Source organism: Streptomyces sp. NPDC001980 (genome assembly GCF_040296885.1).
Classification (GTDB): Bacteria; Actinomycetota; Actinomycetes; order Streptomycetales; family Streptomycetaceae; genus Streptomyces.
This window is the reverse complement of sequence record NZ_JBEOYD010000010.1, coordinates 165,383-187,387: the sequence shown is the minus strand read 5'-3', so window position 1 is coordinate 187,387 and position 22,005 is coordinate 165,383. Positions and strand designations below refer to the sequence as shown.

The following is a 22,005-nucleotide window of genomic DNA, read 5'->3' as shown; positions in this document are numbered from 1 at the left end:
TATTATACCGCGCTTCCGGTGAGGAGCATCCGACTATCTGCGTTTACGAACAGGTGCAGGCGCTATCCTGGTATGCCGAGTTCTATCAGGCCTGGGACACTTGCGTTCATCCACCTCTGGCGGTGGAGGCGGTTACCGCCAGGCGTTCGGCACCGCATTCTCGGGCCTTGCTGACCTTGCTTGGATTGCATGCGGATCTTGCGTGCAAGCTTCCGCGAGCGATTTATCCCCTCCGTTCCTAATGTAGGGGCTGGCTGACGGAGCGATTAGCGGTCGCTGAAGTCGTCGGCGATCGCGCGGTCGACGTTGTGCTGCGCACTGTCCACGAGTGCCTTGTAGAAGAGGTCGACGGCAGAACCTCGTGGCAGGCTGGCACGGATGCGCTGGGCGCGTTCGCGGATGTCGAGGTCTTCCGGGTAGGGCTGGCCCGGTGTGCCGGACCGGAAGCCGGAGACGACTGCGGCGTGCAGGTTTCCCGCGGTACGGCGGAAGAGATCTTCCGACAGCCGGGACGCTGTCTGCAGCAGTACGGTCACGTAGTCGACGTGTTCCCAGACGATGTACTTGGGCAACTTGCTCAGAAGTGGGGCGGCGGCGTGCGCCAGATCGCTATTCCCTTCCTGGTAAGGCTCGAGGAGGAGACTGAGGGCCAGATCATCGGCCGGGCCGGCGACAGTCCAGAAGAGCTCCGGCGCGTGCAGTTCACGGCGCCATGGGTTTTCGCGGGGTTGTGCCAGCCAGTTCAGCACCGATCGCATCAGGTCAAGCCGTGCAGGACTGCCAGAGAAGGGGAGCGGAACACTCCACTGATAGGGCAGGGGGTCGAAGCGCTTCTTTGCGGGGTCCTGCTCCCAGCGCTCGATCCGTCCGCGCAGGAGCCCGACTGTTGCTTCCGGGTCGGCCTCGGCGAGATGAGCCACGAACTGCTGCACCGTGTGATCATTCAGTGTGGGAAGAGCGGTCAACTGGGACAGGAAGAAGCTGCGCTGGCTGTCCGTGATTTGGTCCCAGGACAGGAGGCGATCCATCGTGAAGGCCCACCAGAGGCGATAAGGCACTGCCCCCGTCTCACCGAATGGCACAGAGGTGAGCAATTCCAGAGCCGTGTCCTTCGAGGTGGGCAGCATCGACACGGCCATACCGAGGACTCCCGCGCGCACTGTGGGGTCGGGATGGTCGGCCAGGGCGCGCGCGAGTGCGAGTGCACCGGCCTCCCGCACCGATGGTTCTGGGATGTACTGCTGGAGAGCCTCGGCGACTGCCCGGACTCCGACAGTCCTCCCGTCGGCAACGAGCCCACGGCATGTCGCCATAGTGCGGGGCACGTCCTGTTCGAATGATGCGTGCAGCACCGAGGGCAGCATGACACAGGCAGCTCCCTCCTCCGCGCGGGCGAGCCGGTCGAGAAGAGCCGGGACAAGGTCAGGGAATCCTTGTAGCGCTTCCGTGACTACCACGTGGGCTCCCTCTGAGTGACTGGCCAGCACCCGGTGGCCCGCTTCGATCAGCGATACGAGTAGGTCAGCTGCCTGGCCGGCAGGCTGCCTCCGCAACTCACCGACCGTCTGGTGGCGCAGCGCCGCCCAGTGACTTTGAACGTCTTCCAGGGATTCAGTGTCTTCAGAGCCGGGCACCAGAGATTCGTCGTAGGGACTTGTGTGAAGCAGGAGTGCCAGACGGTCTTCGGTGTTGTCCGGCAATGCGTCGACCACTGTCTGCGCCGCCTCACGCGTCGGAGCGGAACCGTGCTTGACGGCCCAGCTCAGCGAGCGCCGGGTCGCGAGCGACACCACAGGACCCGGCTGCGTCGCGGCAACCCTGGTGGCCAGTTCACGGAGCAACTCGATGTTGTACGGCTCGAATTCCTCGCGCTGATCGCGAAGGACTTCTTCCAAAGACGCGGCGGCCACGGCTGCCCGCCGCTCATGCCCGGACGTGTACTGGTCGAGGAGGGTTGTTGCCGCACGCTGCCTGACCGGCGCGACTACCTCCACTCGGACCGGATACCGGCTGAGTGTGAGAGTCCAGCCTTCCATCCTTCGCCCCTCCGCCGTGCTGGAGAACAACGGATCGAGCAGCGCGAGGGGCATACGGTTCGCGGGGTTCGGTGCGGCCTCGTCCATCCAGTCCGACACCGCGTCGAGCAAGATCTCCTGATACTCCACCGGCTTGCCCGGGCCGTACGAGGCCAGGTCGAGGAGAACACGCAGGGGGGCGTCGGGGTTCTGATTGAGCGGCCGTTCGTCGTCCCGGCCCAAGGACCACAGGAGGTCGTACACGCCGCGCAGCTGGTCCAGGTCGACGGCCACTGCCTCCAGCACACGCGGTACTTCGCGCAAGACATCGGCCTGACTGTATTTGCCGGGCATCCAATCGATGCTGCTCGGCCGGTCGTCCTGGTCCGTCGGGTTGTCCAGAGCCCATCGCGTCAAGGCGAGAACGCGCTGAGGCTGGAAGGGTGCGATTCGCAACAGGAGACGCAGAAGCGCCGTACGGGTGTACGCACCGCCTTGTTTGAACTCGTCACTCAAGACGGCCCACAAGGGATCGAGTACACCCCCACGGTGGGAGCCCATACCGTTCCACTGCCAGTCGACACGGCCGGCGTTGAGGAGGGCATTCGCCAGCGCGTCACCGTCGGCGGATTCACGGAGCTCCCTGAGGTACTCATTGGGAGAGCCATCGTGCGGATTCAGGGCCGCCTCGGCGAGAAGGACATCGCCGAGCAGGTCGGGGGAAATCCGGATCGAGGCGCCGCGCCGCACGACGATGCCTGTGCCCTCCAGGTGCAGGAGCCGAGGGCTGATCCTGGAGAACGGCATCTGCAAGATGCTCGACAGGGCGTTCTGGAATTGCGGCACGTCCGTCGCGACGGGCTGCAGGGCTGCCAGGGCATGCAGTAGCGCCCGGTCGTCTTCGGGCTGCTGCGACTGTGAGAGGGCGGACTGGACGAACACGTCCAGGAGCAGCCGGTGCACGTCGGTACTGCTTTGCAAGGCATGGATGTCCAGCCTCCCTCGCCGTAGGGCACTCGCGGCATTCACGAGCAACAACGGCGAGTCAGCGGCCACGTGCGCCACGACGCGAGCGGCGTGTTCTTGCCCCTCTCCGAGGATCTCGGAGGCGAGCACGAGTGCCTCGTCACTGCCCAGCGCCGACAGCTCCCATCGCGGAATCTCGCTTTCATCCACTTTCGCAGCGCGAAGAGCCTGCTGGACCACATGCCTGCCGTATGGTCGGGTCGCAATCACCAAGCGGGCGCCGGGCCTCGCGCGGAGTACTCCGGTCACCACCAGGGCGAGGTCGTGCACTCGCTCGTGCGCGTCCTCGATCAGCACGAGCAGTCGATCGCTCATCGGGAGATGGTCGAACTCCTCCGGAGTGAACGGGCCGGGCTGCAGAACGCGGATGCTCCCTCCGTGGCCGGCAGCGTATTCACGTGCCAGCTGGCACAGCAGACGGCTCTTGCCCTGTCCCGCGACACCGGTCAGGACGCCGATCCGCGAGCCCTCGCTGCTGGCAGCGAACGCGGTCATGGCCTCCAGAAGGTTGGTCCGGCCGACGAGCTGGAACTCGTGGGAGTAGACCGGGCTGGGCAGGGAGCTCGGGAACGCCTCGTCCGCGGTCTGCCAGACGCTGGAGTTCCGTACCCCCAAGAACTCCTCCCGCATGTCCGGAAAGAAGCGGTCAATCAGGGTCAGTGCCTGGTCACAGGGGAGCTTGCTGACCTCACGGGAGAGGACACGGGAGTCCCAGATCGCCCACTCTTCCAGCTCGTCGCAGGCTTTCACTACGGCAGCGGTCGCGTGAGTGGAAAGAAAGAGGACGCAGCGGTCGACCCGGGCTTGAGCACGGTCCAGCTCTGCCACGGCCTTCGTGAACGAGGCGGGCTGGAACTTCTCGTACTTCTTGCACTGGATGCCGATGCGTTCCCCACTGGCCGTGACGACGCGGATGTCGATGCCGTGCTGTTTGTCTCCGCTGACCCCGAACCGCAGGACCTCCCGGGCGTCCGGATACACCCGCGAGGCGAGAGCGTCGCAGAAGGCCTCGAACTGGTAGGCGTCGAGGCGGTTGAAGGGCAGCTCCTCCAGAAGTGGACGGCGCGGAGGGGTGGCGGCACCGTCGATGCCGAGCGTCGCGCGCAGAAGCTGGAGTCGCTCTCCTCTTGGTGCGGTCTGTCCGCGTTCCCAGCGGCTCACCGTCTGCTGCCCGATGCCGAGCCGACGGGCCAGTTCTGCCTGGTCCCAACCTCGTGCCTCGCGTGCGGCTCGGATCTCGCCAGCCGAAATGTCACCCATGAAGGAATCATACGCAGTCTCTGCGTATGATTCTTCTGCTACTGTGGGTGGCGCAACAAAAACGGCCCCTTGCGGGGCCGTCAACCCGAGTGCTTGCGCTCTCGGGGGGGTATGGCTGCATGTTAGCACAAGCCCTCTCCAGCGTGGCATGGCTGACGCGAGGGAGCGCGCATGGGGAGGACGGCTGTCCTTGTCGACGGCTTCAACCTGTACCACGGTATGAAGAAGCAGCGCGGGCGTCGCCATCTGTGGCTGGACCACGTTGCGCTGGCCTCGCGTCTGCGGCGACGGGACCAGATTGTCGACGTCCGCTACTTCACCGCTCCCGTGCTGGACGATGCCGCGGCGGCCGGTCGCCAGCAGACCTATCTGGAAGCGCTCAAGGCCCACAACCCCGGAGTGCTGACCGTCGTGGAGGGCCGATACCAGCGCAAGCGCATGCACTGCCATGCCTGTGGTACGTACTGGATCAGCTACGAGGAGAAGGAGACGGACGTCAACATCGCCGTCGCCCTTATGGAGATCGCGGCATTGCCCACGGTCGACACGGTGCTCGTCGTCAGCGCAGACAGTGACCTGTGCCCGGCTGTTCGGTCGGCTCGTAGGGTGAATCCGCAGTTGACCATCGTCCCAGCCTTTCCGCCGCACCGGCGCTCAGGCGAGCTGAGGGCGCTGCTGCCGTCCGCCTTCACGATCAGCGAGACGAAGCTGCGACAGTCCCAGCTGCCTCCCGTCGTAACAGACTCTGTCACGGGGGCCAAGTACTTGCGCCCTGCCTATTGGCAGTAGGGCACCCAGGGTGGCGTCTGCCAACTCTCGTCGGCTGGGCCGGCGAACCAGTCCTATGTCCCACAGGGGCCGGCCCGTCTCGTCGACACCCGCTCCGGCTTCAGTGTCACGGGACCCGTCCCGGCATACGGCAGCATCAGCTTCTCCCCGCTCTACGAGTAGCGCACTGACAGCCACGCTGCTGCATCAGCACATGGTCGCATCGGCTGCTCGATCCGGCTGAGCGGAATCGGTCATGACTGACTTGCGCTCTTCCGGGACTGTCCTGCGTTGCCGAGACTCTCGCTTCAGGAAGGTTCGGGGGAGAGTGAGATGGCTGTTCAACGTGGACGGAATCCGGCTCGTCGTCGCGGGCGGGCCACAGGAGCAAAGCCGATCGTGCTCGGCGGAGGCGGCCTGCTCATCGTGATGATGGTGTTCTGGTCGGAGGTGTGGTCGTACGTCGTTGGGAGTGTAGTCCTCGGCGGAATCGGAGCCGTGGGCTGGTGGCTGTGGCGCACCGACCGGAGGGCGCGTGCTCGGGACCGCCGTTGGCGCCAGGACGAGGCGGTGAAGGCCGGTCGGCGGACCCTGGCCGAGGTGGATGCGATGACGGGCACCGAGTTCGAGGAGCTGGTCGCCGACTTGTGCCGTAGGGACGGGTGTACGGAGGTCCGGCGGGTGGGCGGTTCGCACGACAACGGTGCCGACGTCGTCGGTCGTCTGCCGGATGGTCGGACGTTCGTGATCCAGTGCAAGCGGTACGCGCCCAGCAGCACCATCGCCAGCCGTGAGCTACGTGATCTGCTGGGTGCCAAGGTCCACTTCCAAGCCGACGTGGCGGTGTTTGTGACGACCACCAGGTTCAGCCGTCCTTCCGAGAGGTTTGCCGTGGAGCACGGCATTCTCGCTGTGCACCGCGATCACCTCGGCTTGTGGAACAACGGAGCGTCCCTTCTGGCGCTGAGCCGTGTGAACGGTCGCGGCCAGGGGGACTCCCGTCACCGGGCGCGTTGGAAGCAGGCCTACGGGAAGTGACCGGCGTCCAAGAGCCGTTCACCGGTCAGCGGGTGCTCGTGTCGTACAGTCGCCACGCCGGATACCGCAGGGCCTGACCGCCTTCTTCGGTGCAGCCCACGAGCTGACGACGATGGAGCATCAGGCGCAGGTGGCGAGCTTCGTCAGCGCCTTCGTCCAGCCCGCGGTCGAGCAGCACGGCCTGTGGACGGGCAGCATCCTGGGTTCGTACCAGGACGTCGACGGGGTGGCCGTGGACGCTCTCGCCGAGTGCTGCTGTTGTTCCCGGCTGTGTGGACATGACCTGGTAGAGGCGCTGCAGCAGGTCGTCTGCCGCATGCTCTTCGATGCGAGGCCCGGTCGTGGTGGCGGCGGTCAGGAGTTCGGTGGCGACACCGCCCCACTTGCGCCACAGGTTCATGTCGCCGACCACGATGAGGTGCTGCGGGCGCGGGTGATGGCGACGTTCCAGAGGTTGAGCTGGCAGTGGACCCAGCCGATCGCGCTGTCGTGCATTCCTTCACCAGCGACGAGGGAGAAGACCATGACGTCGCGCTCACCTCCGGGATTTCGACGACCATCGCCATCACGTCCCCAGCTTGCCGTCTACGACTACGCGTGCGCCCACGACCGGTCTGCCAGCTCCAACAGTCGTCGAATTACACACTGTTGTCGCCCAAGCACCCGCGATAACCTACCTGTCCAGTACAACCGGCGACACGCGAGGACACGAGGGGGATCGTGGAGCGGCGCGACGTGCGAGGACACTACGAGGAGCTGGCGGCCGAGTACGACGAGCACTGGATCTACGGCCCTGATCATGTTCCCTGGATGTCCGGCCGGATTGCCGCTGCCCTGCGGCTCGATCCCACGGACCGGATCGCCGACATCGGCTCCGGCACGGGCCTGTTCGCCAAGGAAGTGGCCAAGCATCTACGGCCTCGCCATCCCGTTCTGTGCGTCGATCCGTCCGAGGCGATGCTCCGGCAGCTCGGCACGCCGCCCCCGGCGGATCTGACGCCGATCGTTGCTTCCGCCGAGGACATCGCCGAAGGAAGCACCCGTCTGCCGTACGAGCAGCTCGATGCGATGTGGCTGAAAGAGTCGGTGCACCACGTGGCCGATCCGGCGCGCACGCTTCGCGGCCTGGCCGATCGGCTGGCGCCCGGAGGACGGCTGCTGGTGGTGATGCTGCCGGCCAGCATCCAGTACCCCCTGTTCGAGGCGGCCCTCGCGCGTTTCGAGGAGTTGCAGCCGGACCCGGCCCTCATTGAGGGCCATCTGCGGGCGGCCGGGCTGGAAGCCGGTCTCAGCCACGTCGAGCATGAGCTGCGCATCGACCGGGACAAGTACTTCGGTATGGTGCGCGCCCGTTACATGTCCCTGCTCTCCACCTTCAGCGAGAGTGAGATCGAGAAGGGCATCGACGAGATGCGAGTCGCTCATCCGGAGCCCGTGCTGGTGTTTCCCGACCGGTTCGCGTTCGTCCTCGGCCGACGGTGTGGGGAGTCGGCGTGAACGCCGTGGTCGACGAACGGCTGCGGCGCCTGCGGAGTGAACTCGACGACCACTCGCGGATCGCTGATCGACTGGGCCTCGATCTGGAACGACCGTTACGGTCCCTCAACGATGGCTACCCCGAGAACGCAGTCGCCCTGGTCGGGAAACTGACCGAGAAGCTACTCAAGGAGTTGTGGCGCCACCACGGCGTCGAGGGCGACCCTGCGACGAAGGCCCTGAACGACCTGGTCAAGCGATGCCGCCCGTACATTCGCAGCAGCACGGTGCTGGATGCCCTCGACGACATCCGACGACTGCGCAACCGGTCCACGCACGACGGATACGACATCAGCGACGAGGACGGGCTGCTCGCGGTCCGCAGGCTCGTGGACGTCCTGGTCTGGTTCACCGACACCGGCAGTGCGGCCCTTCTCGGTGGTGAGCTCGACATGGCGCCCGAGGTCGCGCGCCGCTGCGAGTTTCTCGCCGGGGTGTACGTCACCCTCGGATATCGGCAGGCCAAGCGGTTCGTCCTCAGCCCGGACACCGTGTACCAGCTGTTCTGCCGCGAGTCGGGAATGCGGCTGGAGTACGTGGAGCTGATGCTCTCCCGTGACGCCGACGACCTGAGTACCGTCCTTGCCTCCAGCGGCGGGGAGTTGCTGCGCACCAGGCTGCCCAAGCTCACCCGGTTCGTCGTTCTGGACGACGACGGTGGCCCGCAGCCCGGCGCCCTCCATCAGATGCTAGGGCTGGACTTCCGGATCGTGCGGTACGACGGCTTCGTCGACACGATCGTCAATCTCGACGCCCACCTCGCCGCACTCGACTCCGTCGGCAACCCGACGGAGCCACGGGCCGCGATCGCCGCGGCGGCGCTGACCATCGACCCGCGCACCGGCGAGTCGACTATGGAGCAGTCCGGCGACGCGGCACAGCTCGTGACCCGCCTGGCGCACGGCAGTGCGAACGTCCTGGTCACCGGTCGTCCGGGAAGCGGCAAGAGTACGCTCCTGCGCTCGCTAGCCGTCGACTCGGAGATCCGCCGCTTCCGCTTCTACTTCGATCTCGGTCTCAAACCGAAGGACGAACCGTTCTCCGAGTACGCCGCCCGCCTCCTCGCGCCGGCCATGACGGCGGACCGCTCGCGCGCCTACGAACTCTTCCTCTACCTGATCCGGTCCGGGACCGCGCTGTGCGTGCTTGACGCCGTCGACGAAGGTGTCGAGGAACCGAGCGCGGCCGGTTTCCTACGCCTCTTCACCGATCTCGCGGCCGTCCTGTCCGCCGAATCGGCGGTGGTCATGAGTTCACGGGTGTCCTTCCTCGCGGACTCACCCCAGGTGCGTCAGCTGCTGGACAGTGGCGCGGGCCGCTCCGAGCAACTAGTCGAGCAGATGTACGCCAACGGCCTCGACCCGTCCCGCGTACCGCACTTCCACGTCGTACGCCTGGCCGAACCCGAGGCAACCCCTCTGGAGAAGCGCCTCACCACAGCTCTGAGCCTTCCAGCGGGCAAACCGCTCGCGAACATCCTCGGCGTTCACATCGCGCGGACGTTGGCCGAGGGCGGGCGGCCCGATCTGGAGCAGCGGCTGCCCACCGCATTCGGGCATGCCTTCCTCACCGACCGCACCGTGTTCTCGCTCCTCGACATCCACCGGCAGCTGGGGGCCGACGCCTTCAAGGACGGACGCCTCGATCTCGACGCCTGTGTCCTCGCACCGTTGCTGCGGCCAGCCGGACCCGATCACGTCGCCTTCGTGCACACGGCGTACCAAGAACTCCTGGCTGCCAGATACCTGACCGAGCCGGCGAACCGGGACCTGGCAACCGACCTTCTCCCCGGTGCCTACCTCACCGAACAGGTGCGCGCATTCCTCGCCGGAACACTCACCACCCAGGAGACCGACGACTGCGTGCTGCCTGCCGGGGCATATCTGGTTGGGCCGGCCGAACGGCTGCTGATTCACCGCGTCGAGCGCCCCGTACGCTTCGACCGCCATGCCGTGACCGTCGCGCGCTACCGTCGCTTCCTCGACGTCCTTGACGCGGACGGCACCTCGCAGTGGGACCACCCCGACCAGCCGGCCGACGTCACACACCGCCCCTGGACCGACCGGCTGCGGCGTCCCGACTACTACGAAAATCCTCGCTACGATGCCCACCCAGCCACCTGTGTCAGCTGGTGGAGCGCCTACGCCTTCGCCGCATTTGAGGGCAAGCGCCTGCCGACCTCCCTCGAGTGGGAGGCAGCCGCACGTGGAACTGACGGGCGTCTCTTCCCGTGGGGCGACACCCCCGACAGCACCCGTGTCAACTGCGCCGATACATGGGTCGGGCGGCCCGTCGTGACGTATCAGGCCTGGTACCGGGATTTCGCTGGTGACGCCGTCCGGCGGGCCGGGGCGACACCCGCCGACGAACGACCAGGCAACCGCTCCCCGTTCGGTGTCCTCGACATGGTGGGCAACTGCTGGGAATGGACGTCCACCAGCCTGAATGACCCCGGCGAGGCCGTCATCTGCGGCGGCAGCTACGACAACCCGATGCGTGCAGTGCAGACCAGTAGCAAGGGCATCTACCGCAAGCGCGGCGGAAGCAACGCGGTCGGCTTCCGCTGCGTGCAGGACATCGACACGTCCGGGACAGGAGGGACGACGGCATGAGCGCTGGCGGTCAGCGTCACGGAACCATCGTGGACAGGCGTCCCAGCGGCGGAGGGCTCAGCGGTGCGCTCGGCTCCTACGTCGTCCGGGACGACGAGGACGAGCGGTACTACGGCTTCGACTACCGGCAGATCGTGACCGAAGGGTTCCGGACCATCCGCACAGGCGAACGCGTCCGCTTCCACGTCAGCGCGGAAAGCCCCGACCGGGCGGAGTTCGTCATCCGCCTCGACCAGCCCGACCCGGCCGAGTACTACCAGTGACCACCCACGAGGCCTCGCTGCTCGAGGATGTCACGGGTGCGCGCCAGGAACTGACCGTCGTCCTGCCCGTGCGGCTGCTCCGTGTCCCCAACTGGCCCGAAGGGCCCTTCCCATTCGAGCTGGGCAACCGCCGCACCGACGCGCAGACTCGCTCCACCTACTTCGCCCCGGCCTCCGCCCGCGCACTCTACGGAGCACCCGGACGCCCGCGCCGCTGGCACCTGCCGCTGGACGTCAAGCAGGACGGCCTGCACCTGCTGGGCCTGGAACTTCTGCGCGCGGCCACCGCTCGCAACCCGGAACACGCCCTCGCCGTCCTGCACTTGAGCGTGGAAAGACCGCTGCTGCCGATACTGCGGGCCTTGGCCGGGCGGCGATCGAGTTTGGTCGACGAGCCCCTCACCGGGCCGTTGGACCCAGCGGGGCTCCTCGACGGCATCGCCGACGTCCGAGATCCCGACGCACCGTTCGCCATCGCCCGGCCTTACACGATCGCCTTCATGACCCCCACCTCGCAGCAGTCCCCCGCCCTCCGCACCGGCCCGGAAGGGGCACTGCCCGCTACCGCGGATCGCTGGCTGTGGCAACTGGCCTCACGCTCCACACCCGAGGACTTCCCCCTGCCTCCGGAGACCGCCGACGAACAACTCAAGGACGCCGTAAGGATCTCCGCCGACTGGAGCGCCCTGGTGCTGCGCCAAGGGGCCGCCTTCCTCGGCCACCGCACCGACACCGGAGCGGGCGACTTCTTCGAGTTCGGCGCGCTGCACTCCCGCACCGTCTATCTCGACGCCCTGCTCCTCGGCTCACTCCAACGCGACCACATCGACGAACTCACCGACGAACTCTCCGAGGTCTTCAACTCCTCACGGCTGGCACACCGGGTCGCCACACTGGAGCGGAACATCGCCGTCTTCCGCAGCACCTACTGGCGACAGCACCTCACCGCACACGGCGCAGCCAACGACCTGCTGCTCGCCTTCCAGAATCAGCACCGGCTCCCCGCACGGTTTGACGAAATCCTCGACGAAGCAGCCGACTACAGCAGACTCGTACAGACCCAGGAAAGCCAGCAGATCAGCGGGGCCCTGGGCGTCCTCACCATTCTCGGCCTGCCACTCGGGACGGCCCTCAGCATCCTGCAAGTGCTCGACGACCACGCTGTGACACACCTGCTCATCGCGCTCACCCTGTCGGTCGCCGCCACAGCCGGAGCCCTCACCACACGATATGGGCGCCTGGTCGTATCATCCTTGCGGGGTGGGGAGGGCAAGGCTTAGGACGCGACACTGTGATCGGCTGCATCAGTAGCAGGTCGCCTGCGGGTCCGGATCGAAGTTGGCGGCCTCTCGTTTCGCCCTATGATCCAGGTCGTCTCACCGGCGCTGGGGGCGATGGCGCCGGCGTGTCAGCGAGGTCCACGTCCGCGGCCGCGATGACACGGCCGAACAACCACACCAGTCGTATCGCGCGCACCGTCCCCAGAAGAAGTGCGGCCTCTGCCAGCCAGTGCACGCCGCCGGGGTCTTTCTCTGTGGTGTCCAGGATCGCAGCCAGCAGACAGAGCCCCGAGACGACCAGCGTCGCACCGAGGATGCCGACCCAGTTGCGACGGAACTGGGCTCCTTGCCTGGGATGGGCGCGCAATGTCTGCATGCGCACGCCGGTGGAGGAGGCGTACTGGGCGATGGCAGCGGTGATGAAACTGCCGACGAGGGCTGCGACCGTGGCGATCCCGGTGTAGACAGTGATCCGTTGTTCGCGTCCCGGCCAGGCGAGTACATCCCCACCACCGCTGATCAACACGGCGCCCAGATGCGTCCCGGTGATCACTAGGACAATCAGCCAGTCCAGGCCTGGCCGCCCCAGCCAGCGGGTCCACAGCCGGCGCAGCAGAGTGTCCTCATACACGACGTCCCCCAGCCTCCCCTGAACTGCTGCTCAGGTTAGCCGCCCGGTCTGACAGCGTCCTCCAGCTCCTGCCGATGATCGGCAGCGGCGTCGAAGACGGCGTTGACCGCGAAGCCCAGGTCCACCGAGCGTCCGTCAGTGAAGCCGATAGGTACGTCACACTGGGCCGTGATGCGGTGGGCCAGGAAATCGAGCGGCTCGTACTGGAGAGACTGCCGGTGGGGGTCGCGGATCGCGACCCGACCATTGACGTCACGTACCACTCCGGACTCGTCGACCCACTCGTCGAGGTCGGGGATGAACTCCAGGACGTCACGTCGGAGCTCGGTCAGGGCACGGTTTCTGCGGATCCGGCTCAGCCGGCCGCCGCGCCTGGGCACCTTCATGGTGAGAGTGATGTCGGTGTCGGGATGACGCCTACCGACCCGCTGCAGGGAGTCCCCGACCTCGCTGCTCGCCCGCAGCGCGCTGATGGTGTCCGCCGGGGCGCCTTCCAGCCTGACGGTGAACTCCGACACCGCCTCGATACGGTTTAGCTTCTCGCGTGCCCGCGCGTGGATGACCGGCTTGAGCGCAACTTCGCCACACGGCAGGCCGACACCGTTCAGCCACTTGGTGATGGCGCTGACGCGGGGTGCAGAGAAGCCGCCGTGCAGGGTGCCGATGATGTTGCCGAATTCCAGAAAGCAGATCGTCGTAACATGAACGACGTCCTTGCCGACGGCGACCTGCAGTGCCTCGATGGTGCCGTTGCTGTGGTCCAGCTGGTGGGGCACCTCACCGGTGATCTTAGCGAGCTGGAGATGATCGGCGGGGTTGGCCGGATCTACGACTCCGACCAGTCTGTCGTCTCCGCTCTGCACAACACGCTCGTGTGGCTGCGCGGTTGCTATTCCGTCCAGGAACGACCGCCACGGCTGGGGTTCCATACGCGGCTGACCGTTCTTCGCCTCGACGATCTCGAAGAAGAACACCGTGCGTTTCCGCACCGTCCCAGCCATGTCCGCCCCCTGCCGTTCCGCTCATCGTCTTTGTGATCGTAACTGTGCGTTCCTGTGAGGCGCTGCACATGCTCTGGGCAATGGCTTGATCCGACAGTGTCACGCGCCATACCGTCGCGGGCCCCATCTTTCCGATGTTCGCCCCGACCGCTGCGCCGTCGCGCTCCGCCTGGCAGGATTGCCGGGTCCGGATCGACTACGACGATTTCTGGAAGCCACGATTCGCCTCATACCATCAGCCGACACGGATCCGGACGATGAGCGGATCCGCGGCGGTGGAAAGGTGCGGTGAACACGGTGGCGGCAACAGGTGGCTCGGCGATCCCCAAGCCAGGTCCACCCAAGGTGAAGCGCTGGTACCAGACCCGGCAGTCGCCGTACCTCTGGGAGCAGACCGCCCTCGACCACATTCGTCGGCTGATGCCCGCCACCGCTCCGCACTACGCGTGGGCGACGTTCTCCTTCACCGCGGCTTCGGGCCGCATAAACGAGTGCGACCTCTTCATCGCCGTGCCGCGTGGCCTGTATCTCGTCGAGCTCAAGGGGCACCCGGGGCGGGTGATCAACAACGGCGACACCTGGTCTTTCCACGCTCCGGATGGCCGGATCCGTACCATCAGGAACCCGCTGCATCTCACGGACCTGAAGTCCAAGGAGCTCAGGTACCGGCTCCAGTGGGCACTGAACGATCTGCGACCGGAAGGCCGTGAGCTCCGTGTTCCCCGTATAGAGCCGGTGGTCTTCCTGTCCGATTCGCAGCTGCGCAGCGAGCTCGACATGGTGCAGCGCACACGGGTCTACGGACGTGACGGATACGAGACAGGCCTTCCCGCGATCTGGGGGGATCTGCTCAGTCAGCCCCCGGAGCGTGAAAATTGGCGTGTTCGTGAGGATTTCACCAGATACCTCCCGAAGCTGATGCAGAAGATCGGGGTGCGGGCTTCCACGGCGCACCTTGACTTCGGCGACTGGCGTCTGGATCCGCGCCCGCTGGATGCCGGCCCCACGTGGGAGGACCGGATTGCCGAGCGTCAGGATCCGTTGCGCCAGGAGGGCCGGGTCCGCATCTATCTCGTCGAGCAGCAGGCGACCGATGAGAGGCGACGCTCGACCACGCGCGCCGCCGAGCGCGAGTTCAAGGTGCTCCAGGGCATCAATCACCGTGGCATCGCGCAGGCCGTCGACTTCCGCCAGCACCAGGGCGGTCCGGCGATCCTCTTCCGGCACCGGGTGAGCGATCTCCGTCTGGATCAGTACCTCGCCGTGCATGGCGAGAAGCTGACCGAAACTGTGCGCCGCGACCTTGTGCGCCAGCTGGCCGAGGCCGTGCGCTACGCCCACCGCCGCTCGCTCTACCATCGCGCCCTCGCGGCCCGCTCGGTGTATGTCAGCGCGAAGGACAACGGCGCGCACCCGACGCTGCGGATTATCGACTGGCAGGCTTCAGCCCGTCATTTCGACTCCACCACCTCGCACGCCTCCGTCGGCAACAGCTCGCTCACTCAGCAGCATGTCGAGGACGCGGCGCTGTGCTACCTGGCGCCGGAGACGGACGCCGACCACCCTGAGCCGGGTCAGCTGGACGTCTTCGGCCTCGGGGCCGTCGCCTACCACATCCTCACGGGCACACCGCCCGCGCTGACGCGTACGGCCCTCAAGGAGAGGCTGACCGCGGAGGGCGGACTGCACATGTACGCGGTCGACGACGCCGTCGACCCCGGTCTCGAAGAGCTGGTGTACGCCGCCACACGCCGCAGCGTCGACGACCGGCTGGAGTCCGCCGAGGCGTTCCTGGACCAGCTGGACGAGGCGGAGCAGGCCACCGCCGCTCAGGCCGTCGCCGTCGAGGCCGACCCCCTCACCGCCACTCCCGGCCAGACCGTCGACGGCGACTGGAGTGTGGAGCGGGTGCTCGGCTCGGGCGCCACTGCCCGTGCGCTGTACGTGACCCGGGTCACCGAGGACGACCATGGCCGCGTGACGGAGGACAGACGTGTCCTCAAGGTCGCCCTAGACGCGGACAAGAACGAGCGGCTCGAGTCCGAGGCCCGCGCGTTGGAGCAGGTGAGCAGCAGCCGCATCGTCAAGCTGTACGGCAACGGCCCACGGACCATCGGCGGACGCCGCGTCCTCACCCTTGAGTACGCCGGTGCCGAGACGCTGGGGGAGCGGCTGCGCAGCGAGGGCCGGCTGCTCTATTCCAAGCTGGAGTCCTTCAGCAACGACCTGTTCACGGCGTTGGACGACCTCGCGGCCAAGGGGATGCTCCACCGTGACCTGAAGCCCGACAACCTCGGCATCACGCTCCGGGAGGACGGCGAGGAGCAGCTGATGCTCTTCGACTTCTCCCTCGCTGGGGTCCCCGACCGGGACATCAAGGCGGGTACGCGGGGCTACCTCGATCCCTTCCTCGGTTCGGCACGTCGCCCCATCTACGACGAGCACGCCGAGCGGTACGCCACCGCGGTCGTTCTCCACGAGATGGCCTCCGGCGAACGTCCGGTATGGGGCGACGGCTCCCGCGATCCGCTCACCGGCATGACGGACGAGACGCCTGTCCTCGCCATCGAGGCCTTCCAGCAGCGGCTCGGACCGGGGCTGGAGGACTTCTTCAAGCAGGCCCTGCACCGCGATACCGACCAGCGCTTCGAGTCGCTGCGGCAGATGCGGGACGCCTGGCGAAGGATCTTCATCGAGGCCGATCGGACCCCGGCCCCACCGGCGAAGGGCGTGGCCGGGCTCACGGGCACGCAAGGCCTGTCGCAGGACGAGATCCGCGACCTGCACGCTGCCAAAGCCGGGCTCGACACGTCGCTGACGCAGGCCGGGCTCACCGAACGGGCAGCGGACGCGGCCGGAGAACTTGGTGCGGACACTGTCGAGCAACTGCTGGACCTCCCCCTGACCCGATTCCGGCAGCGCGGGATCGGCCCGGCCGTCCGCAAGGAACTCACCCGGCGGCACCGCCAGTGGACCGATGCGCTGCGCCCGAAGAAGTCCCGGAAGCGAGACCCCGGGGCTCCGTCCCCCAAGTCCGTGGCTACGGGCGCTGCCGACGATCAGCTCAGCGCGGAGCCTGACGCCCGGCAGAGCGTCAACCGGCTCGCCGCCCTGCTCAACCCGGTCCCGCCCGGTCGCCGGGACAACAAGCGCCCCCAGGTCGTCGCCGCCTGGCTCGGGCTGGACGGTACGAGCGCGCCTGGCTCCTGGCCGACCAACCGAGAGGTGGCAACAGCACTCGGGATCTCCGAATTCACCGTCTCCAAGCACCTCACTGCGGCGGCGGAGCACTGGGCCGGGCAGTCGTGGCTGACGCAGCTGCGTGAGGAACTGGCCGACATTCTGCAGGCCGCCGGGCGCATCATGACGGCCCAGGAACTCGCCCGTGAACTGCTAGTACGGCACGGTGGGGAGGCCGACACGGCAAGCGAGGCGCTGATCGCGGCCCTCGCGGTCGAACGAGCTGCCCTGACCGCTGAGAACGTGCTCAAGGACCAGCAGGACGAGAACTACGAGCCCCGCTTCACCCAGGTCCGGCGCCGTGGGCGGCTGCTGGTCGCCATGACGTCTACGGACGGCTCCGACGACCCGACCGACGACGAGCTGTCCGCGTATGCCATGGAGCTGGGGGACAAGGCGGACACACTCGCGGCCGCCGACGCCCTGCCCGATCCTACGGCGGTCCTGCGTCTTCTGCGGGCGGTCTCCCCTCCGGAAGGCACGGACCCGTTGCCGGACACCCGGCTGGTGACCCTGGCTGCGGCCACGTCGTCGAACGCCGCCGCGTCCCCTCGGCTGGAGCTGTACCCCCGGTCCCTCAGCATGGCGCGGGCGCTGAAGATCTCACAGGCAGCAGCGGGAGTGCGCCGCGAGGTCGGCATCAGCACGGACGGCCTGCTGGCGCGGCTGCGGTCCCGCTTCCCCGAGATGGAGCTGGGGCGGCCCACTTACGTCGAGGTCGAGGACGCGCTCGCGGAAGCCGGCTTTCCGCTGAAGTACGACACGACGGACAGCCGGTTCCGCCCGCCCGCGCCGGCCGGGGCGGCCCTCTCGGGCGGAACGTCGTCGTCCGCGTCGACGACGAGCAGCGTGCTGGCGTCGATGACCGTACAAGAGGCACGCGCGGCAGCCGGCCGCGACCCGTCCGCCCTGCTGGCGGCCAAGCTCGGCACAGCCGTACAAGAGGGTGGCTTCCTCGCCCTCAACGTGGCCGTCAAGCGCCTGCCGGGCGCGGCGAACGCGGTGGCGGAACACTTTCCCGTACATCAGGTGAACCTCGCGGAGCTCTTCATCGAGGAGTTCCGCGCGCTCGCCTCGGAGCACGGCACGGACTGGCCGAAGGTACTGGCCGCGGACACCCGCTACACCAGAAGCGGCCAACTGCCCAACGGCCTGCGGTCCTTCGTGGCCCGCGTATGGCCGCGGGTCAGGACACGCCTTGACCGGATCACGACCCAGGATCCGGAAGCGGTGCTGTTCGTCCACACCGCCGGACTGCTCTCCCACTACTACGAAGCTGGCGGGCACCAGCTCCTCGTCGACCTGCAGCGGGAGGCACGCAGGCCGGGCCGGCAGCCGCACGGACTCTGGCTGCTCGTCCCCTCGCACAACCCCCGCGGAATCCCGGAACTGGACGGCCACACGGTGGAAGTGACCGGCGGCGACGCCGAGCGTGTGGTCCTGAGCGGGGACTTCCTGAGAGAACTGGCCGCCGTGCCGGCCGCTGCCGGTGAGAGATGAGAGGAACGCTAACCGTGAGCGCGCAGGGCGGAAACGAAAACCAGGATGTGCTGCTGAAGGACCTGCGCAAGCAGGTTTCGGCCCTGGAGGACGATCTGCGAGCGCGCAGTGAGTCGGTCGAGAAGTACCGCAAGCGGTTGCACGACGAGTACCGGCTGGCGTACGACGCTGACCGCACCTCAGCGCCGTATGAGACCTGGCGTGACGAACGGGTCACGCAGGTCGCGGCGGCGTGGGTGCTGGCCTGCGTGTTCGTGCGCTTCTGCGAGGACAACGAGCTTTTTGAGCGGCCGTGGATCGCGGGAGTCGGCGACCGTCTGAAGGAGGCGATCGACCACGATCAGGCCTTCTTCGCGGCCAATCCGGCGATGAACGACCGTGACTGGCTGTACGAGTCCTTCCGGCATCTCGCTGGCACAAACCGGACGGTGGCCGGCCTGTTCGACGAGGCGCACAACCCGCTGTGGGAGATCGAGCCCTCGTACGAGGCGGCACGGGACCTGCTGAAGTTCTGGCGGCGGGTGGACCGCGACGGGGAGATCGTCCACAGCTTTGTGGATCCCGAGCTGAGTACACGCTTCCTGGGCGACCTGTATCAGGAGCTGAGCGAGCACGCCCGCAAGACATACGCGCTGTTGCAAACCCCCGTGTTCGTCGAGGAGTTCATCCTCGACCTGACACTCGAACCCGCGGTGGAGGAGTTCGGCCTCGAACCGATCGTCGAGATCGTCGACGGCCATGGCAACAAGCGGGAGCTGCCTCCGGGGCTGCGGACCATCGACCCCGCGTGCGGGTCGGGGCACTTCCTGCTCGGCCTGTTCGATCGCCTGCTGGCGAAGTGGCGGGACGCAGAGAAGGGTACGGACGACTGGGCGCTGATCCGGCGGGCGCTGGAGTCGGTGCACGGGTGCGACAAGAACCCGTTCGCCGTGGCGATCGCCCGGTTCCGGCTGGTGGTGGCGGTGCTGAAGGCATCCGGCGCGAAGAGGCTGGACACTCTGCCGGACTTCCCCATCAACGTGGCGGTCGGGGACTCGCTGCTGCATGGCCGGGACGCCGGGGCCGTGGACGATGACCTGTTCTCCAGCCGGGAGCAGTTCCTGTACCGGACGGAGGACATCGACGGCTTCGTCGAGCGCTGCGATCTGCTCGGCCGATACTCGTACCACGTGGTGGTGGGCAATCCGCCGTACATCACGGTCAAGGACAAGAAGGAGAAGGAGAATTACGCCCGGGCGTACTTCGCTTGCTCCGGTAACTATGCCTTGTCCGTGCCGTTCGCTCAGCGGATCTTCGAGCTTGCCTGCAGGGCTGGCGGCAGTAATCGTGATGGAGGCTTCACCGGGCAGATCACTGCAAACTCCTTCATGAAGCGGGAGTTCGGGAAGACGCTGATCGAGGCGTTCTTCCATGGAGGGCGCGAGTACACGTACAGGGATGCCAAGGGGCGGACGCGGAAGGGTCGATTTGACGGCGTTGAACTGACGCATATCGTCGATACGTCCGGGGCGTATATCCCTGGACATGGGACGCCCACGGTGATTCTTGCGGGGCGGAATCAGATGGCTCGGCAGTCGGATCCTGTTCGGGCTGTTTTGGGGGTTCGAGGGGAACCCGAGCTGCCGGATGACCCGGCCAAGGGGTACGTGTGGCAGGCAATCAAGGACCAGGTCAAGCAAAGGCTCAGCGAGTCGGACTGGGTCGCGTCGCTCGATGCGCCACGGGAGCGTTTTCGGGACTTTCCATGGTCGCTTCAAGGCGGCGGAGCGCATGACCTGATGTCTCGCCTTGAGGCGGGTAGCGAGTCGTGCCTTCGCAAGCGAGTGCAGCTGATTGGGCGTACGGCGCATACAGGATCGGACGAGGCGTACTTTGCTGCGCCGGGGACTTGGAGCCGCAAGGGAGTCTTCAGGGAGCATGTCGTGCCGGTCGTTGAGGGCACAGTGATCCGGGACTGGGATCTGCAACCCGAAACGGATTCATTGTTCCCGTACGGCAACGACCTCAAGGCGGATAGCGGCGACACTGCCACTCACCGCCATCTGTGGCTCCACCGGTCACATTTGCGGCTTCGCCGTGAGCCTGGGGGAATTCACGAGGAAATCGGACTCACTTGGTATGAATGGAGTCGGTGGCATCCGGAGCGGTTCATTGTGCCGTTCGGTATTGCTTTCCCATTCGTGGCGACGCACAACCACTTCGTACTGGACCGAGGTGGAAGCGTATTCAACCGTACGGCTCCAGCCATCAAGCTTCCCGAAGGGGCAAGTCTAGAGGAACACTTGGCGTTGCTGGGTGTGCTCAACTCATCGACGGCGTGTTTCTGGCTCAAGCAGGTGAGCCAAGGCAAGGGCGGAAGCGGTCTCGGCCGTGGTCTCCAGGACGAGGATTGGGAAGAGCGCTACGAGTTCACCGGCACCAAACTCCACGAATTCCCCCTCCCCGCTGATCTCCCTCTGTCCCTGAGTCGCACCCTCGACAGCCTCGCCGAAGGCCTCGCCACCCACGAGCCTTCCGTCATCTGCACCAGAATCGAGCCTCCCACCCGCCCCCGCCTCGACACCGCCCGCACCACCTGGACCCGCACCCGCGAGCACATGATCGCCATCCAGGAAGAGCTGGACTGGGAGGTCTACCACTCCTACGGCCTCCTCACGGACGCCGAGAAGGCCCGCCTCATCGCCCTCTCGCCCACGCCCGCCGATGTTCCCCAAGTCAAGCTCGGTGAGCGGGCGTTCGAGATCGTGCTGGCTCGCCGACAGGCTGCCGGAGAGGTCGAGACGGCGTGGTTCGACCGCCACGGTTCAACCCCGGCCACCGAGATCCCCTCGCGCTGGCCCGACTGGTACCGCGACATCGTTCAAGCCCGCATCGACACGATCGAGAGCCGCCCGGACATCGCCCTCGTCGAGCGCCCCGAGTACAAGCGCCGTTGGGCCGCCGACCCGTGGAACAAACGAGAGAAAGCCGCCCTGCGGGCCTGGTTGCTCGACCGGTGCGAGGAGCGGAGCCTCTGGTTCCATGTCGTGGACGACTTCGAGCAGCCGCGCACTCTGACCGTCGGGCAGCTCGCCGACGAGCTCGGCAAGCGGTCCGACGCCGAAGAGGTCGACGCGGTTGCCGGGCTCTATGCGACCCACCTCGGCAAGCCGAACCTCGGCCTGGAGCACGTGCTCGTCGACGTGGTCGACGCCGAGCATGTTCCGTACCTGTCCGCCTACCGCTACAAGGACAGCGGGCTGCGCAAGCGCCGGCAGTGGGAGGGGGTCTGGGAGCTGCAGCGCGAGGAGGACCGTGACGGTGTACGGCTCAGCATCCCCGTACCACCTAAGTACACAGGCGCGGACTTCGTCCGGCAGTCCTACTGGTCGAACCGCGGAAAGCTCGACGTGCCGAAGGAGCGGTTCATCTCCTACCCAGACGCGAGTCCCGGCTCCGACCCGACGCTGCTGCTCGGCTGGGCGGGATGGGACCAACGGGACCAGGCCATGGCGCTGCTGAACGTCGTCAGGAACCGCGGCCGTAACGAGGCGTGGCCCGAGGAGCGGTTCGTGCCGCTGCTCGCCGGACTCGCGGAGCTGATGCCGTGGCTGCGGCAGTGGTTCGGAGACGTGGACGAGGAGTGGGGCGAGGAGTCGGCCGCCAAGGAGATCCAGAGCTTCCTGGACGCGCAACTGACCGGCCGCGGGATCGCCCCGAGCGCTCTCTCCGACTGGCGCCCGGCCAAGAAGAGCCGCGGCCGCAGAGCAGGGGCCGACGCCACGATCGAGGCACAGCAGACCACTATTGATGACAATGGCATCAACGACGGCAACGGGGAACAGGACTGACCACG

The 22,005-nt window shown here is 66.8% G+C and carries 12 protein-coding genes; 8 read left to right on the top strand and 4 right to left on the bottom strand.

The features are described 5' to 3' along the window. Positions 1-266: 266 nt before the first annotated feature. Positions 267-4,301 carry a helix-turn-helix domain-containing protein gene (locus ABT137_RS17975; protein WP_351709620.1) on the bottom strand — a complete coding sequence of 1,345 codons (4,035 nt, stop codon included), beginning with the start codon at positions 4,299-4,301 and terminating at the stop codon, positions 267-269. A 171-nt stretch (positions 4,302-4,472) separates the two neighbouring features. Between ABT137_RS17975 and ABT137_RS17970 the strand changes: the two genes are divergently transcribed. Together ABT137_RS17970 and ABT137_RS17965 are read left to right on the top strand one after the other, a co-directional pair. Continuing rightward, positions 4,473-5,090, top strand: a complete 618-nt coding sequence (locus ABT137_RS17970; RefSeq protein WP_351709617.1) for an NYN domain-containing protein — start codon at positions 4,473-4,475, stop codon at positions 5,088-5,090. Between the two features lie 312 nt (positions 5,091-5,402). Beyond that, entirely contained in the window at positions 5,403-6,107 is a 705-nt protein-coding gene (locus tag ABT137_RS17965; RefSeq protein ID WP_351709614.1) for a restriction endonuclease, read from the top strand. A gap of 25 nt (positions 6,108-6,132) precedes the next feature. Here ABT137_RS17965 and ABT137_RS17960 read toward each other — a convergent pair whose 3' ends face one another. Continuing rightward, positions 6,133-6,519 carry a hypothetical protein gene (locus ABT137_RS17960; RefSeq protein WP_351709611.1) on the bottom strand — a complete coding sequence of 129 codons (387 nt, stop codon included), beginning with the start codon at positions 6,517-6,519 and terminating at the stop codon, positions 6,133-6,135. Between the two features lie 308 nt (positions 6,520-6,827). Here ABT137_RS17960 and ABT137_RS17955 point away from each other — a divergent pair, with 308 nt between their 5' ends. Genes ABT137_RS17955 through ABT137_RS17940 form a run of 4 tightly spaced genes read left to right on the top strand, consistent with a single transcriptional unit; the run spans position 6,828 to position 11,798 of the window. Continuing rightward, the gene (locus ABT137_RS17955) at positions 6,828-7,604 is read left to right on the top strand and encodes a class I SAM-dependent methyltransferase (protein WP_351709608.1); all 777 of its coding nucleotides are present in this window, start codon (positions 6,828-6,830) and stop codon (positions 7,602-7,604) included. Further along, positions 7,601-10,255 carry an SUMF1/EgtB/PvdO family nonheme iron enzyme gene (locus tag ABT137_RS17950; RefSeq protein WP_351709605.1) on the top strand — a complete coding sequence of 885 codons (2,655 nt, stop codon included), beginning with the start codon at positions 7,601-7,603 and terminating at the stop codon, positions 10,253-10,255. The genes ABT137_RS17955 and ABT137_RS17950 overlap by 4 nt, the downstream gene beginning before the upstream one ends. 29 nt (positions 10,256-10,284) lie before the next feature. After that, positions 10,285-10,518, top strand: coding sequence for a hypothetical protein (locus tag ABT137_RS17945; RefSeq protein WP_351709602.1), 234 nt, complete (start codon positions 10,285-10,287; stop codon positions 10,516-10,518). After that, positions 10,515-11,798: a hypothetical protein gene (locus tag ABT137_RS17940; protein ID WP_240634507.1), complete on the top strand. Its 1,284-nt coding sequence runs from the start codon at positions 10,515-10,517 to the stop codon at positions 11,796-11,798. Before ABT137_RS17945 ends, ABT137_RS17940 begins: the two co-directional genes overlap by 4 nt. 79 nt (positions 11,799-11,877) lie before the next feature. Here ABT137_RS17940 and ABT137_RS17935 read toward each other — a convergent pair whose 3' ends face one another. Together ABT137_RS17935 and ABT137_RS17930 are read right to left on the bottom strand one after the other, a co-directional pair. Further along, the gene (locus ABT137_RS17935; protein ID WP_351709599.1) at positions 11,878-12,429 is read right to left on the bottom strand and encodes a hypothetical protein; all 552 of its coding nucleotides are present in this window, start codon (positions 12,427-12,429) and stop codon (positions 11,878-11,880) included. A 35-nt stretch (positions 12,430-12,464) separates the two neighbouring features. Further along, positions 12,465-13,430, bottom strand: a complete 966-nt coding sequence (locus tag ABT137_RS17930) for a hypothetical protein (RefSeq protein ID WP_334580650.1) — start codon at positions 13,428-13,430, stop codon at positions 12,465-12,467. Between the two features lie 297 nt (positions 13,431-13,727). Between ABT137_RS17930 and pglW the strand changes: the two genes are divergently transcribed. Both pglW and pglX read left to right on the top strand, forming a co-directional pair. After that, on the top strand, positions 13,728-18,170 hold the full coding sequence (pglW, locus tag ABT137_RS17925; protein ID WP_351709597.1) for a BREX system serine/threonine kinase PglW: 4,443 nt from the start codon (positions 13,728-13,730) through the stop codon (positions 18,168-18,170). A 14-nt stretch (positions 18,171-18,184) separates the two neighbouring features. Beyond that, positions 18,185-22,000: a BREX-2 system adenine-specific DNA-methyltransferase PglX gene (pglX, locus tag ABT137_RS17920; RefSeq protein ID WP_351709595.1), complete on the top strand. Its 3,816-nt coding sequence runs from the start codon at positions 18,185-18,187 to the stop codon at positions 21,998-22,000. Positions 22,001-22,005: the final 5 nt, after the last annotated feature.

Coding starts and splice junctions, on each gene's coding strand:
- ABT137_RS17975 (WP_351709620.1), bottom strand. CDS start 4,301: ATGGGTGACATTTCGGCTGGCGAGATCCGAGCCGCACGCGAGGCACGA.
- ABT137_RS17970 (WP_351709617.1), top strand. CDS start 4,473: ATGGGGAGGACGGCTGTCCTTGTCGACGGCTTCAACCTGTACCACGGT.
- ABT137_RS17965 (WP_351709614.1), top strand. CDS start 5,403: ATGGCTGTTCAACGTGGACGGAATCCGGCTCGTCGTCGCGGGCGGGCC.
- ABT137_RS17930 (WP_334580650.1), bottom strand. CDS start 13,430: ATGGCTGGGACGGTGCGGAAACGCACGGTGTTCTTCTTCGAGATCGTC.